General features: G+C 72.9%; 14 protein-coding genes. 7 read left to right on the top strand and 7 right to left on the bottom strand.

Annotation, left to right across the window (positions count from 1 at the left end; translation table 11 throughout):
- Positions 1 to 50: 50 nt before the first annotated feature.
- Both ACIGXW_RS03155 and ACIGXW_RS03150 read right to left on the bottom strand, forming a co-directional pair.
- Positions 51 to 1,070, bottom strand: coding sequence for a 2-oxoglutarate and iron-dependent oxygenase domain-containing protein (locus ACIGXW_RS03155; RefSeq protein WP_071963747.1), 1,020 nt, complete (start codon positions 1,068 to 1,070; stop codon positions 51 to 53).
- Between the two features lie 328 nt (positions 1,071 to 1,398).
- Positions 1,399 to 1,713, bottom strand: coding sequence for an antibiotic biosynthesis monooxygenase (locus ACIGXW_RS03150; RefSeq protein ID WP_360913881.1), 315 nt, complete (start codon positions 1,711 to 1,713; stop codon positions 1,399 to 1,401).
- A 338-nt stretch (positions 1,714 to 2,051) separates the two neighbouring features.
- Between ACIGXW_RS03150 and ACIGXW_RS03145 the strand changes: the two genes are divergently transcribed.
- The 6 genes from ACIGXW_RS03145 to ACIGXW_RS03120 all read left to right on the top strand — a co-directional run bounded on the left by ACIGXW_RS03145 (position 2,052) and on the right by ACIGXW_RS03120 (position 7,390).
- Positions 2,052 to 2,483, top strand: coding sequence for a rodlin (locus ACIGXW_RS03145; RefSeq protein WP_399569223.1), 432 nt, complete (start codon positions 2,052 to 2,054; stop codon positions 2,481 to 2,483).
- Between the two features lie 166 nt (positions 2,484 to 2,649).
- On the top strand, positions 2,650 to 3,354 hold the full coding sequence (locus ACIGXW_RS03140) for a DedA family protein (RefSeq protein WP_399570800.1): 705 nt from the start codon (positions 2,650 to 2,652) through the stop codon (positions 3,352 to 3,354).
- Complete coding sequence (locus tag ACIGXW_RS03135) at positions 3,351 to 4,025, top strand: phosphatase PAP2 family protein (protein ID WP_079273975.1); 675 nt, start codon at positions 3,351 to 3,353, stop codon at positions 4,023 to 4,025. The genes ACIGXW_RS03140 and ACIGXW_RS03135 overlap by 4 nt, the downstream gene beginning before the upstream one ends.
- Positions 4,022 to 4,738 (top strand): phosphatase PAP2 family protein, encoded by a 717-nt coding sequence (locus tag ACIGXW_RS03130; RefSeq protein ID WP_399569220.1) that lies wholly within the window; start codon positions 4,022 to 4,024, stop codon positions 4,736 to 4,738. Before ACIGXW_RS03135 ends, ACIGXW_RS03130 begins: the two co-directional genes overlap by 4 nt.
- A 134-nt stretch (positions 4,739 to 4,872) precedes the next feature.
- Positions 4,873 to 6,075: a cytochrome P450 gene (locus ACIGXW_RS03125; protein WP_399569218.1), complete on the top strand. Its 1,203-nt coding sequence runs from the start codon at positions 4,873 to 4,875 to the stop codon at positions 6,073 to 6,075.
- A gap of 16 nt (positions 6,076 to 6,091) precedes the next feature.
- Positions 6,092 to 7,390 (top strand): exo-beta-N-acetylmuramidase NamZ domain-containing protein, encoded by a 1,299-nt coding sequence (locus tag ACIGXW_RS03120; protein WP_399569216.1) that lies wholly within the window; start codon positions 6,092 to 6,094, stop codon positions 7,388 to 7,390.
- 7 nt (positions 7,391 to 7,397) lie between these two features.
- On the opposite strand, the gene ACIGXW_RS03115 is transcribed toward ACIGXW_RS03120, so the two are convergent.
- From ACIGXW_RS03115 to ACIGXW_RS03100, 4 genes are all read right to left on the bottom strand, one after another.
- Complete coding sequence (locus ACIGXW_RS03115) at positions 7,398 to 8,333, bottom strand: polysaccharide deacetylase family protein (RefSeq protein ID WP_399569214.1); 936 nt, start codon at positions 8,331 to 8,333, stop codon at positions 7,398 to 7,400.
- A gap of 187 nt (positions 8,334 to 8,520) precedes the next feature.
- The gene (locus ACIGXW_RS03110; protein WP_399569212.1) at positions 8,521 to 9,597 is read right to left on the bottom strand and encodes a YncE family protein; all 1,077 of its coding nucleotides are present in this window, start codon (positions 9,595 to 9,597) and stop codon (positions 8,521 to 8,523) included.
- A 162-nt stretch (positions 9,598 to 9,759) separates the two neighbouring features.
- Positions 9,760 to 10,869, bottom strand: a complete 1,110-nt coding sequence (locus ACIGXW_RS03105; RefSeq protein WP_399569210.1) for an isoaspartyl peptidase/L-asparaginase family protein — start codon at positions 10,867 to 10,869, stop codon at positions 9,760 to 9,762.
- A 100-nt stretch (positions 10,870 to 10,969) separates the two neighbouring features.
- Positions 10,970 to 11,836 (bottom strand): diaminopimelate epimerase, encoded by an 867-nt coding sequence (locus tag ACIGXW_RS03100; protein WP_399569208.1) that lies wholly within the window; start codon positions 11,834 to 11,836, stop codon positions 10,970 to 10,972.
- 353 nt (positions 11,837 to 12,189) lie between these two features.
- Here ACIGXW_RS03100 and ACIGXW_RS03095 point away from each other — a divergent pair, with 353 nt between their 5' ends.
- Entirely contained in the window at positions 12,190 to 13,506 is a 1,317-nt protein-coding gene (locus ACIGXW_RS03095) for an NB-ARC domain-containing protein (protein WP_399569205.1), read from the top strand.
- Here the strand turns inward: ACIGXW_RS03095 and ACIGXW_RS03090 are convergent.
- Positions 13,491 to 14,246: an SDR family oxidoreductase gene (locus tag ACIGXW_RS03090; protein WP_399569203.1), complete on the bottom strand. Its 756-nt coding sequence runs from the start codon at positions 14,244 to 14,246 to the stop codon at positions 13,491 to 13,493. The two genes, ACIGXW_RS03095 and ACIGXW_RS03090, sit on opposite strands and share 16 nt — an antisense overlap.
- Positions 14,247 to 14,286 lie beyond the last annotated feature (40 nt).

The following is a 14,286-nucleotide window of genomic DNA, read 5'->3' as shown; positions in this document are numbered from 1 at the left end:
ATAAACCCTTGATCAGCGGGCTTGTCGGGCTGAGGGGTGTGATCTCGGCGTCAGACGGCGGGCGTGGCGGCGCCCTCCAGCAGGTCCGCGTGGTGGCGGCGGGCGACCCCGGGGTGGGCGCGGAGCCAGCCCTTGATCTCGTTGCGGCCGTACTCGGCGAACAGCGGGTTCGTCTCGTCCTGGGTGACGCCGGGGGCCTTGTCGGCGTGCGGGAAGGGCACGGGCTCGATGCGGGCGTCCAGGCGGGGGTTGTAGAAGAACGGGACGGAGAAGCGCTCCCGGGTGCCGGGCGGGCTGACCACCCGGTGGTTGGTGGCCTTGAGGTAGCCGTTGGTGGCGACCTCGAGCAGCTCGCCCAGGTTGATCACGAAGGCGCCGGGCAGCGGCGGCACATCGATGAAGTCGCCGTCGGGGTTCTCGACCTGGAGGCCGCCGACCTGGTCCTGCAGGAGCAGGGTCAGGAAGCCGTAGTCCTTGTGGGCGCCCACGCCCTGCGCGGCGCCGTCGGGGGCGCTGCCGGGGTAGCGGACCAGCTTCAGGTGCAGGTGGGGACGGTCGGCGAAGGCCTTGTCGTAGAAGTCCGCGGGGGCGCCGATCGCGGCGAGCAGCTCGTGCAGCAGCCGCTCGGCGACCGAGCTCAGCCGGTCGACCCAGTGCAGGGCGGCGGTGCGCAGCTCCGGGAGGGCGTCGGGCCACTGGTTGGGGCCCTCCAGCCACCAGTAGCCGGGCTCGTCGGGGCCGGGGTTGCGGGGGGCGCGCTCGGCGCCGATGTCGAGCTGGTCCCGCCAGTCGCGGCTGCCGCCGGTGCGCTCGTCGCCGATGCGGGTGTAGCCGCGGAAATGGGGGGAGTTGAGGTTGCTGATCGCCAGCCGGTCGGCCTCGGGGAGGGCGAAGAACGCGCGCATCGTGCGCATCAGTTCCTCGGTCTCGGCGGGGGTGATGCCATGGCCGGTCAGATGGAAGAAACCGACGTCGCGGGCGGCGGTGTGCAGCGCGTCATGGAAGCGCGCACGGGCCTCGGGACCGGCGGAGGCGGCGGAGAGGTCGAGGACGGGAAGCTCGTTGATCATGAGAGGTCCACAGCGTGAGGGGCCCGGGTAAGCGTCCGGCGGTGGCCGGACGGTCCGCGGGTGCGCCGCAGGGTATGCGGGCAGGGCGGAGCCGGGCAGCGGCTAGGAATAAGGAGACGCAGAAAAGCAGAAAGAAGACAGACGCGGCCTCGGCCCGGAAAGCGGGCTGGGCACAGGCGTACATATCAGCCGGAGCGGCGACAGGACATGCTCGTGACACGGACGAAGTCCACGTGGCGGCGTTTGACGAGCATGTTCACATCCCCGAGGGTATACGCCCCGGCGACGTTCCACCGCCCCGACGACAGTGGCGCGCGTCACACGCCGTTCACATTCGGCGCTTGTCGACGACCAGGGTCCGCTCGTAGTGCCGCATCTCCTCGATGTCGTCGGCGTAGGGCCGGACCTCGGCCAGGAAGGGCGGGAAGTGCGGGCCGCCGCGGAACCCCCGCTCGTGGTCCTCCACCGAGGACCACTCGATGCGCAGGATGTAGCGCTCGGGTTCCTCCACTCCGCGCGACAACTCGTAGGCCAGGCACTGCGGCGCGGCGTACAGATGACTGGCGGCCGCCGCGTACGCCTTCTCGAAGGCGGTACGGCGGTCGGGCTCGGCGATGCGGTAGCGAATGTATTCAACGGTCACGCAGACACTCCTCCATCGGCACCGTCGACACGGTCGATTCACCGGGTGTCCAAAAGCCCGCCCGGACGCATCGTGTGGGGGGCGCTGTCCGAGCGGGCCGACGGCTGAGAAACCCGCCGTGCGGCGCACGCTACCAGCCCCGGCGGCGTGCACCCCGCCGCCGTCACTCAATTGAACGCCGCGCCTTCGGAAGGCGTCCATTAATACGGAGTTGACCGCCCCGGCCCGCAAATGGCCCGCTGGCGCGAATGAGTGAAAATCCGGAACTTCTCAATTCGCCTGTAGTTACTCAGGTCGCTTCCCGGTGGGAATCACCGGTCGATCGAAAGGCTATAGACGTGCTCAAGAAGGTACTCGCCACGGCCGCGGTGACTGCTTCCGCGGTCGGCGCCATCACCACCCCCGCGATGGCCATCGGCAACGACCAGGATGTCGCCAACGGCAACGGTGCGAAGACCGGCTACGGCAACACCAAGACCGGGGGCGTGGAAAGCCCGCAGATGAGCCTGATCCAGGGCACGCTCAACAAGCCGTGCATCGGCATCGGGAAGATCAACCTGCAGGGCCTCCTCGGGGCGGTGCCCATCGACCTCCAGGACATTCCGATCCTCACGTCCCAGCAGCAGCAGCAGTGCACGGACAACTCGACGATCAACGACGGCGACGACCCGCTGTCGCACCTCCTGGACGAGATCCCGATCATTTCGGGCAACGGTTCGGGCAACAGCTCGGACGACCACGGTCACGACCATCACGAGGGCGGTCACTGACGCCCCCCCCACGGTTCCATGGAATCCCCCTGCTCCGGGTGTACGGGCCCCGGGGCGGGGGGATTCTTGTATCTCCGGGCGGCGACGAAATGAACTGCCCACCGTGATCCGGATAATCAGCTTGCCCGGCAATTCCTTTGGGCCGGCCACACGCCCGCCCCCGATCATGGGAGGCCTCGCACTCGTGCTCGTACCATCCGCTCACGCCCTGGCCGTCAACGTCCTGGACGCCTCTTCCCTCCTGGCGGCCTTCGGCGCGCTCGGCATCGCCGTCGTACTGTTCGCCGAGACCGGTCTGCTCGTCGGCTTCTTCCTGCCCGGCGACTCGCTGCTGTTCACCGCGGGCCTCCTCAGCAGGGCGGGCGCGCACTCCGGGCCGCATCTGGACCTCGCCCAGGTGCTGACCGCGTCCGTGGCCGGCGCGCTGGCCGGCGCGCAGTGCGGATACGCCCTCGGCCGGCGGGGCGGCCGGACCCTGCTGGCCCGCACCCGCAGCAAGAAGGTGCGCGAAGGCGCCGCGCGGGCCGAGGAGTTGCTCGACCGGTACGGGCACGCCCGCGCGATCGTGCTGGCCCGTTTCGTTCCCGTCGTACGGACCGTGCTCAACCCGCTGGCCGGTGCGCTCGGGGTGGCGCCGCGCGTGTTCGCGCTCTGGCAGGTGGCCGGCGGTCTGCTGTGGACGGTGGGGCTGGTCCTCGCCGGCTACGGTCTGGGGTCCGTCGTGCCGGACGTGGACCGCTATCTGCTGCCGATCGTGGGCGTCGTCGTCGCGCTCTCGCTGCTGCCGCTCGTCCTGGAGCTGCTGCGCGGCCGCCGCCGGGCCGCCGCGGAAGCGGGCGCGTCCGCCGGCTCCGACGGAGGAGGACGATGAACGGCATAGCCCTCCTCCACCTCCACGTCCTCGTTCCCGCGCTTCCCGGACTCCCGGTCGCCGGGCTCCCCGTCTTCGACGGCTCGGGCATCGACGGCGGTCTCTACACGGAGATCACCCGGGACGCACAGCACGCTCCCTGGCTGCTGAACGATACGGTCACCACGTGGTCGGCCTTCGGCCTCGGGCTGTTCGCCGCGCTGATGCTCGCCGCCTGGTGGCAGGCGCGGCGCTCGGACTCCCCGATGATGGCCAGGGCACTGGCCACGCCTTTGGTGGTGGCGGTCGTCTACGGAGTGGACATGATGCTGAGGACGCTGGTGCGCGAGGAGCGGCCCTGCCGGTCGATACCGCGCAGTTTCACGCTGGAGTCGTGCCCGGCCCCGGGCGACTGGTCCTTCCCGAGCAACCACGCGGTGATCGCCTTCGCGGCGGCCGCGGCGCTGTGGCTCGTCGAGCGGCGCCTGGGCGCGGTGGCCGTGCTGGCGGCCGTGGCCATGGCGGCCTCCCGGGTCTGGATCGGCATGCACTACCCGCACGACGTGGCCGGCGGCGCGCTGCTCGGGGTGGCGCTGGCCGTACCGCTGACCGTCTTCGCAACCCGGGGCACCCCATGGGTCGAACGGGCGCGCAAGGGCCGGCTGCGGCCGCTCCTGCTGACCGCCGCGTGACCGGCCCCCGGCCCTCCCGGCGGGCCTGGCTGATCGTCATACCGGCGGCCCTGGCGCTGGCCGTGCTGACGGCTCTGGTGGTGGCCGCGCGGGGCGTGCCCTTCTCCCTGGACGCGACGCTGCACGACGCGGCGCTCGAGCGGCGGTCCGCCGGCGCCGTGGACGCCGCGGTGCTCCTGACCGACACGGGGACGGGCGTCGTCGCCTACGCCCTGGCGGCGCTGGCGGGCTGGATCGCCTGCCGCCGGGCCAGGGTCGTCCTGGCGTCGGTGGCGGTGCTGGCCCTCGGACAGCTGGTGCGGATGACCCTGCGCGTCACGGTGGACCGGCCGCGGCCGCCCCTGGCCGACCGGGTCACGGACTCCTCCGGGGCGGCCTTCCCCTCCGGGCACGCCACGACCAGCGCCCTGGTGGCCGGGCTGCTGGCCTGGGCCCTGCTGCGCGTGGCGCCGCCCCTGGCGGGGCGCCTGGCCGCGGCGTGCTGCGCCCTGTGGGCGATCGGGGTGGCCGCCACCCGCGTCTACCTGGGCGTCCACTGGCCCACGGACATCGCCGGGGGCTGGCTGCTGGCCACGTGCTGGCTGGTGCTCACGCTGCCGGTGCTGACCGCCTATACGGACGGGCAGTCGGGGCGGGCCGAGCCGCACACCGCGGACGTCGCGGAGCGCACCGGGGACCGTGCCGGCGAACGGTCCGGCCGGCCCCGCCCGTAGCCCACCCCTCCCCCGCACCGCACCCCCAACCGGGGAGCACTCCCCAGTCCTCTGGTACGGTCGCGGCACATCAAGTGGGGAGTGATCCCCGTTTGAATCTTCCGGCACTTCGCCGCACGGAGAAGGGAACGCCCGTGTCCGCACCCACGCTCGAGGAACTGACGCCCCCCGGAACGGACTTCGACACCGACCCGCACCCCCTCTACGACCGTCTGCGCGAGCAGGGCCCCGTCCACCGGATCCTCACCCCCGACGCCCGCGAGGCCTGGCTCGTCGTCGGGCACGAGGAGGCGCGGGCCGTGCTGACCGACCCCCGGATGAGCCACGACATCCGCAACTCGCCCGGCTGGGACGGCGACGGCGGCTACAGCATCGGCGTGAACATGCTGCAGACCGATCCCCCGGACCACACCCGTCTGCGCAGGCTGGTCGCCAAGGAGTTCACCGCCCAGCGCATCGAGGCCCTGCGTCCCCGGATCCAGCACATCGCCGACCGGCTGCTCGACGACATGCTGCCCCTCGGCCGCGCCGACCTCGTCGAGGCCTTCGCCCTCCCCCTGCCCCTGACCGTCATCTGTGAGCTGCTGGGGGTCCCGGACGCCGACCGGGCCGCCTTCCGCGCGTGGTCGAACGAGATGATCCTGCCCACGACCCCGGAAACGGCGATGGCCGCCATGCGGGCGATGACCGGCTACCTCGCCGACCTCATCGAGACCAAGCGCCGCCACCCGCGGGAGGACCTCCTCAGCGCCCTGACCCGCACCGCCGACAACGGCGACCGGCTGTCCCCCGCCGAGCTGTCGGGCATGGCGTTCGTCCTGCTCGTCGCCGGCCACGAGACCACCGTCAACCTCATCTCCAGCGGCGTCCACTCCCTGCTGCGCCACCCCGGCCAGCTCGCCGCGCTGCGGGCCGACGCCTCGCTGATGGCCGGCGCGGTCGAGGAGATCCTGCGCCACGACTGCCCGGTGGAGCGGGCCGCCTACCGCTACACCACCGAGCCCGTCGAGATCGGCGGCACCACCGTGCCCGCCGGAGAGGCCGTGATCGTGGTCCTCGCGGCCGCGGCCCACGACCCGCGGCGCTTCGCCGAGCCCGGCCGGTTCGACATCCACCGCGAAGCGCGCGGCCACCTCGCCTTCGGCCACGGCATCCACCACTGCCTCGGCGCCTCCCTCGCCCGGATGGAGGCGTCCATCGCCCTGGAGACCCTCCTGCGACGCTGCCCCGATCTGGCGTTCGACTGCGATCCCGACGACCTCACCTGGCGGCCGAGCCTCATGCTGCGCGGCGTGCACGCCTTGCCGGTGAGATACACGGCCACGGGCCGTCGATGAGCTAATTTGCGGAAGTATGACGGTTTCGCGACGCACCCTGCTGACCACCGGAGCCACCGGAGCGATGTGGCCGGCCGCTCCGGCGGCAGCGACCGGGGCGCAGCGGACCGCCGTCACCGGGCCCCCCGGCCCCGCGGCCCGGGCCGGCTCCGCCCCACGGATGCGCACCGGCTTCGAACGGCTCGCCGCGGACGGCTACCGGCTGCTGACCGGACAGCGCGTGGGGATCATCACCAACCAGAGCGGCATCACGTCCGACGCGCGGGGCGTCGTCGACGTCATGCACGCCGACCGCCGCGTACGGCTGAGCGCCGTCTTCGGCGCCGAGCACGGCTACCGGGGCACCCCGCAGGCGGGGCTCTCGGAGGGCGACTACACCGATCCCGCGACGAAGCTGCCCGTCCTGGACACCTACCGCAAGAGCGGGCAGCGGCTCGCGGACGTCTTCACCAAGGCCGGCGTCGACACGCTCGTCTACGACAGCCAGGACGCGGGCGCCCGCTTCTACACCTGCATCTGGACGCTCTACGACTGCATGGTGGCGGCCGCCCTGGCCGGCAAGCGCTTCGTCGTGCTCGACCGGCCCAACCCCGTCTCGGGCCGTGAGGCGTACGGGCCCGTGCTCGACCCGCGCTACGCCACTTTCATCGGGCGGGCGCCGATCGCCCAGGCGCACGGCATGACCGTCGGTGAACTGGCACTGCTCTACAACGGCGAGTTCCTGCGGGCGGCGGCCGGCCGACCGGTGGAACTGGAGGTGGTGGAGATGTCGGGCTGGCGGCGCGCCGACTTCTTCGACGCCACGGGGCTGCCTTGGGTGCCGCCCAGCCCCAACATGGCCACCCCCGACACCGCTCTGGTCTACGCCGGCACGGGCCTGTTCGAGGGCACCACCATGTCCGAGGGGCGCGGCACGGTCCGGCCCTTCGAGATGCTCGGCGCCGAGGGCCTCGACGGCCGCTGGGCGGAGGCGGCCAACGCCGCCGGGCTGCCGGGGGTCCGCTTCCGGGAGGCCTATTACGTGCCGACCTTCGGCGCGTTCCAGGGCAGGACGGTGGGTGGTCTGCACATCCACGTCCACGACCGGGCCGCCTACGACCCGGTCCGCACGGCGGTGGCGCTGCTCGTCACCGCCAAGCGGACGTGGCGTGGCTTCGCCTGGCGCCCGGACCGCTTCATCGACAAGCTGTCCGGATCGTCCCGGCTGCGCACCATGATCGACGCGGGGGCCGGCACGGACGACGTGACCGGCGCCTGGCAGGAGGAGCTCACGGCGTTCCGGGCGGTGCGCCGCAGGTACCTGCGCTACCGCTGACCGGTGGTCAGCAGTCGAGGGGGAAGGGGACCTGGTCGGTGACCGGTCCGTTGTTGCGGCAGACGCCGTAGCCCTGGCTCTGCAGGTCGCTGATGATGCCCGGCAGGGCGTCGGGGAAGTTGCTGAACAGGTGTCCGAGGACGACGCCGTTGTTCTTCTCCTCCGGCGTGGCGTCGCGGACGCTCGCCCGGATCTCCTCCACGCTGCGGGGCCTGCCGTCGACCTTCTCCCAGTCGTGGGTGTCGATGGTCCAGTTGCAGATCCGGAAGCCGAGGTCGGCCGCGACGTCGCGCTCCCGCTCGTCGGCGGCGCCGTAGGGCGGGCGGAGCAGGTTGCCGGGCACTCCCTGGCGGATCTCGTCCAGCAGGACGTCGTCGTCCAGGCTGGGCAGCTTGCGGTGGGAGAAGGAGTGGTTGGCCACCCAGTGGCCCTGCTGGCGCAGGGTCGCGGTGATCTGCGGGTACTGGGCGGCGAACTTGCCGATGAGGAAGAAGGCCGCCCGCACCCCCTGGGCCTGCAACTGGGCGCCGATGCGCACCGACCGCTGCGGGTCGTTGTACGGCCAGTCGTCCAGCGTCAGCAGCACCCGTCCGGACGTATTGCCGCACCGCTCGCGGTCCCAGACCCCGTCCGCCTGCGGGGTCCGGGGCCGGGTGACGGCGCCCGCGCCGTCACCCTCCTGCGGCACCGCGTCGGTGCCCCCGCCGCCCGCCTTGCCGGCCGGGCCGTCGACGCGCTTGCCGACGGCCTGGCCCGGGCAGGCCGGATTGTTCCCGGCGCCGCCCAGGGGGCCGCACTCCATGGGGTCGTCGTCCACCGCGTGCGCCATGAACGCCGAGCAGGCCACCAGCACGGAGACGGTCAGGGCCGACTTCAGCGGAGCCCGCCGACGGCGCCGGTGGCGCCCGCGGCCACGCCGGAAGACGTCACGGTATCCGGACATGCACGACTCCTCACGGGTGACGGACCGCCAGCAGCACGCGGCCCGTCACCTCACCCCGGCGACGACGCCGGTTCGATGATCTTGACACCCACCCTCAGGGCATGTGACGGCTCCCGCAACCGCGGGCAGCGCCGCGGTTCGCCCGCCCGGGTGGCGCGCCGGGCCGCCCGAAAGCCCCTGCGGCGCCTCAGTCCTGGGCCGCGGGCACGTAAGCCAGCCCGTGGGCCCCCGCTTCGCCCGCCCGGTCGACGGTGAGGGTGGTGATCACCTCCATGCGCTCCAGATCGACCACGGTCACCGTGCTGGACATGACGTTCGACACGTAACCCACTGAGCCGTCCGGCGAAGAGGTGATCGTCAGCGGGAACCGGCCGACCTCCACCTGGCCCACCGGCCGGTGTGTCCCCGGCGCGAAGACGTGCAGCACGCCGTCGGTCTGCTTGCCGAGTACGCTGCCGGGCTCCGCGGCCACCCGCAGCTCCCCGGCGAGCACGGCCCCGGTGACCGTGGTGTGCACGGGGAAGACCACTCCCTCGGTGGGCAGGGTGCGGATGACCTCGCCCTTGGCTATGTCGATCACGCGTACGCCCGGCTGTGCGGCGGGCGGGGTGTGGAAGTCGCCCTTGGGCGCGGCGACGTAGAGGTACCGGCCGTCGGGCGAGACGTCCAGGCCCTCGCTGCCGGGCACCTCGATCCGGCCGGTGAACTCCTGGCTCTCGAGGTCCACGACGGAGACGAAGGGCGCCTCCTTGTTGGTGGAGTAGCCACGGCGCCCGTCCGGGGTGATCGCGAACCAGTGCGGTCCGTCGGCCATGACCGGGATCCTGCCGATGCGCCGGCGGGTCCGCGCGTCGTAGACGATCACCCCGCCGGGCGCGGTGTCGGTGGCCTCGACGCTGACGTACAGGCGGGCGCGGGCGCGGTCCAGGGCGATTCCATGGGGTGCGTGATCGGGTGCGGTGTCGAGGGTGTCCACGATCGTGCGGGTGTCGGGGTCGATGACGGTGACGCTACGGGCCCGGCCCTGGTGCGCGTTGTAGTAGCCGCAGACGTAGGTGCTGACGCAGTACAGCAGGCGGCGGTCCGCATCGAAGAGCAACTCGTGGGGCTGGGCGGGGACTTCGAGGACGTCGAGCCGCTCGTAGGTGACGGCGTCGAAGAAGGTGACGCTCGGGCCGCTCTGGCTGACGACCGCCAGCACGTCGCGCGCCGCGGCGGCCTTGGTGGGGTGCGTTCCGGTGGGGTTCTTCTCGGTGGAGTTCATGACCGCGATCCTCGGCGCACCCACGGCACGACTCCAGTGCAACGTCGTCAACGCAGCTTTGCGGCCCGTGCATTCGCCCTGGTGGCGAGCCGGATGACGGCCCCGGCCCGTGACCGGCGCCACATTGTCCGTATCAGGTCCGGCGGTGCCCGTGACGCCCGTTCACCGTCCGCTGTCGTCCTCGTCCGGGAACACGCGCGTGACGATCCGGCCGTCGGCCGTCGCATAGCCGTGCAGCATCCCTTCGCTGCTGTGCGGGGCGGCGTACGTGCCACGGGAGTCCAGCGCGATCACGCCTCCCGTGCCGCCCAGCTTCGGCAGCCGCCGGATCACGACCTCGTGGGCCGCCTCGGCCACGTCCATTCCGCCGAACTCCATCAGGTGGGAGAGCGTCGCGGTCGCCGCGCCCCGGATGAAGACCTCGCCCTGGCCCGTGGCGCTCGCGGCGACGTTGCCGTTCTTGGCGTAGGTGCCGGCGCCCACCACCGGCGAGTCGCCGACGCGGCCCGCCATCTTGTTGGTCATGCCGCCGGTGGAGGTGGCGGCGGCGAGACCGCGGCGGGTGTCGAGGGCGACCGCGCCGACCGTGCCGGTGGTGCTCGCGCCGGGGGTGGGTGCCGCGGGGCGCGTCCCCTTGGCCTTCATCAGTTCGTCCCACCGCCGCTGGGTCCAGAAGTAGTCCTGCGTCACGGGAGTGAGCCCGTTGCGCGCGGCGAAGGCGTCGGCCGCCTCGCCGGCGAGCATCACGTGCCGGGTCTTCTCCATCACCAGGCGGGCGGCGGAGACGGGGTTGCGTACGTGGCGCACTCCGGCGACGGCGCCGGCCGCCTGGTCCGAGCCGCGCATGACCGAGGCGTCGAGTTCATGGCCGGCGTCCTCGGTGAACACCGCGCCCTTGCCCGCGTTGAACAGCGGGTCGTCCTCCAGGACGCGCACGGCCGCCTCGACGGCGGCCACGCTGTCGCCGCCGTCGCGCAACACCTTCGCTCCCGCGCGCAGCGCGGCGGCGAGCCCGTCGCGGTAGGCCTTCTCCGTCCGGGCGTCGGTGTCCTCCCGCCGCAGCGCCGTCCCCGCGCCGCCGTGCACGGCCAGGACGACGTCCCGGGCCTGGGGCCGGGATGCGCCCCCGCCGCTGTCGCGGGCCGCCGCGGCGGCGGGTTCCGCGCCGCCGCCGGCGCGGTGGGGCAGGGCGGGCAGCGCCATGACGGCGGTCACGAGCAGGAGGAGTACGGGGACGATCCACGGTCTGCCGGTCGCTCGAAGCGGGCGCATGACTTCCCCTCGGTCGCGGTGGTGGGTCCGCTACGACCTTGGGCACCGCGCCCGCCGTTGTCCATACGGCGTTCGCCCTCGTCTCCGGGAGCGCCCCCGCTCACAGCGAGGCCAGCCAACGGGCGTCCAGGACGCCCTCGGAGGTGATGCCGGCCGGACCCGTCAGGAGCGTCGGCTCGTTCCCGCCGAGAGTGACCGACAGCGGCCCCGAGGCGCTCTCCACGACCGAGGGGCCCCCACGGCCGGTGGTGTGCTGAATCACCGCGGCCGCCGCGCACACGGCGCTGCCGCGGGAGGGCAACTCCCCCACACGCGGGCGGTGGACGCGGACGCGGAGCCTGCCGGTGGGCAGGACGTTGACGAACGACAGGGCCACGTCCGGGACCATGGCGCCGGAGGTGTCCGGGAAGTCGGCCAGGTCGAGCCGGGGCTCGCGGGTCAGGTCCAGGCCGGACACGGGCAGTTCGGTGGGGCAGACCAGGTGCAGGCTGTCCAGCGCCACGGCCGTCCCGGTGAAGGCGTACCCGTCCAGCGTCACCTCCGACGGGCCGAGGATGCGCGAGGGCGGCAGTTCCACCGTCGTCCGGCCGCCGGCGCCGACCGTGGCGCGCGCGTCGCCACCGCGCGTACCGAGCCGGATCTCCCCCGGTGGGGCCAGGCCGGCCCCGGTGAGGTAACGGGCGACGAGGCCGAGGCCGGGGCCGCACGTCAGGGCGTGGGAGCCGTCGGGGTTGCGCACGTCGGCGAACCAGTCGCCGCGCGGCCTGCCGGGCGGACGGCCGCGCGGGGTCCGGACCAGGCGCAGCAGCGCGTCGCCGCCCAGCCCGGTGCGCGGATCGCACAGGGCGCGCACGGCGTCGTCGGAGAGGCGGATCCGGTCGTCGGGGTCGAGCAGGAGGAGGAATCCGTCGCCGCAGCAGTGGCCCTTGGCGTACTGCGGCCCCGGCTCAACGCAGGGCCGGGGCATGGGGGTTCCGGCTCCGGGCGATCGCTTCGAGCTGGGGAGCCATCGGCCACCTTCCCGGTACGTGGACGGCACGGCGGGCCCGTGGCCGCTTCCGCGGAATCCTCGGGCCGGCGGGCGGCGGCGCGCAACGCGTTCCCCGCTGCCCGCGTCCCGATCGCCGGCCGGCTTCCGGTCGGTGGCCCGGAACCTCCGGAGAACCACCGGCCGGCTGCCGCTCGCTTTTCGGGGCGGATTTCACTGAGCGTGCGCAACCACCGTGAAGCACGACAAGGGGCGCGGTCGGGGGCATCTTGACTGGGGGAGCCACGCTTCTAACCTGGGGTCAGCCGTATACGGCCGAGGGGGAATCGAAGGTGGTTGACGGGGGCCAGGGGCTTTCGTTCGGCCCGCTGCTGCGCCGCTGCCGGCTCGCGGCCGGCATGACCCAGGCGGAGCTCGCGGGCGCGTCGGGGCTGAGCGTGCGCGCCATCAGCGACATGGAGCGCGGCCGGACCGGTCGTCCGCAGCGCAAGTCCGTGGAGTTGCTGGCCGGGGCGCTCGGCCGGGGCGGGGAGGGCGCCCGGGGGCTCGTCGAAGCGGCCAGGGCCGCCCGGCTCACGCCGGAGCGCGATCCGCTGCCGTTCGACGGCTTCGCCCCCGCCTGTGAACTGCCGCCGGACATTCCCGACTTCACCGCCCGTGAGCAGGCCTTGCGGCGGCTGGGCAGCGCACTGTCCCCCGGGGGGCGCCGGCCCGCCGGCGCACCGCCGTCCGGGCAGCGGCTGACGCTGGTCGTCGGCCTTCCCGGCGCGGGCAAGACCGCTCTGGCCGTGCACGCCGCCCACCTGTCGCGCTCCCGCTTCCCCGACGGCCAGATCTACGTCGACCTGGCCCCGGCCGGCCGGCCCGCGCACGGGCCCCACGAGGTGGTGCGCCGGATCCTGCGGTCGCTCGGGGCCGCGGACGGCGCGGCGGCGCCGTTGGAGGAGGCCAGCGCCAGGCTGCGGGCCGTGCTGGCGCGCAGACGGGTGCTCATCGTGCTCGACGACGCCGTCTCGGAGGGGCAGATCCGCTGCGCCCGCCCGGCGGTCGGCGAGTCGGCCGTCATCGCGACGTGCCGCCGCCGGCTCACGGCGCTGGCGGGCGCCGAGTGCGTCGAGGCGCCTCCCTTCAGCCCCGAGGAGTCGCTCGCGTTCCTGGCGAGGATGCTCGGGGAGGACCGCGTCCGTGCGGAGCGTTCCGACGCCGCGCTGGTGGCGGAGTGGTGCGGCCATCTGCCGCTCGCCCTGAGGGCGGTCGGCTGCCGGCTGCTGGCCCGGCCGCACTGGACGATGCGCACGCTCGCCGACGAGGTGCTGCACGATCCGCGGACCCGGCTGCGGGAGCTGAGCTCGGGCGATCTGACGGTGCGGTCCGTGATGGCGGCGGCGTTCGGCGCGCTGGACGCGCGGACACGCTCCGCGCTGCGGACGCTGGCGGCGGACCGGACGCCGGACTTCAGCCCGCACAGCGCCGCGGCGAGGCTGGGGTGCAGCGTGGCCCGCGCGCACCGGATCATCGGTGACCTGATGGACGGCCAGCTCGTGGAGGTCCTGGACGGGCCGCCCGGGGACCCGCGCTGCCTCATCCCGCCGGTGGTGCGCCTGTTCGCCTTCGAGGAGGCCGGGCCCGCCGGTCAGCGGGTGGTGTAGCCGCCGTTGATGAAGAGGGTCTGCCCGTTGAGCCACCAGCCGTCGGTGAGCAGGAACTTCACGTAGGGCACGATGTCCTCGATCCTGGTGAGCTCGCCGTTCATCGCCGAGGACTTGTGGTAGGCGATCGAGTCGTCGGTCTCGGCGGGGTAGAAGAAGCCGGTGTCCATCGGTCCGGGGGCGATGTTGTTGACCGAGATGCTGCGGCCGAACAGCTCCTTGGACAGGGCCCGGGTGAAGTGCTCGACGGGTGCCTTGCTGCCCGCGTAGACGGAGTACAGGCCGGTGTAGGCGGCCAGCAGCGAGGTGACGATGGTGACGATCTTCCCGCCGTCCTCCAGCCGCCGGGCCGCCTCCTGCATCATGAAGTAGGCCGCCTTGGAGTTGACGGCGAACATCTTGTCGTATTCGGCCTCGGTGACCTGTGTCATCGGCTTCTTGATGACCATGCCGGCCGTGTTCACCATGCAGTCGACCTTGTCGAACGCCCCGACCGCGACCTCGAAGAGCCCCTCGACCTCGGAGACCTGCGTCAGGTCGGCCTCGTGGACCACCGCCTCGCCGCCCGCCGCCCTGACCGCGTCGGCGGTCTGCTGCGCCCCTTCCTTGGAGGAGGGGCTGTTGTAGTGGACGACGACCTTGGCGCCGTCGGCGGCGACTTCCCGCGCGATGAGGCTGCCGAGGTTCCTCGACGCGCCCCCGATGACGACGACCTTGTCCTTCAGCGTTCGGGTGGGCATGCGCCTCTCCTCGGGGACGACTGCGGAACGACGCCCACTT

Origin of the sequence: Streptomyces sp. NPDC053079, from assembly GCF_044546695.1 — a bacterium.
Lineage (GTDB): Bacteria > Actinomycetota > Actinomycetes > Streptomycetales > Streptomycetaceae > Streptomyces.
Note: the sequence above shows the minus strand (reverse complement) of the source record. Positions and strands in the feature narration are given on the sequence as shown.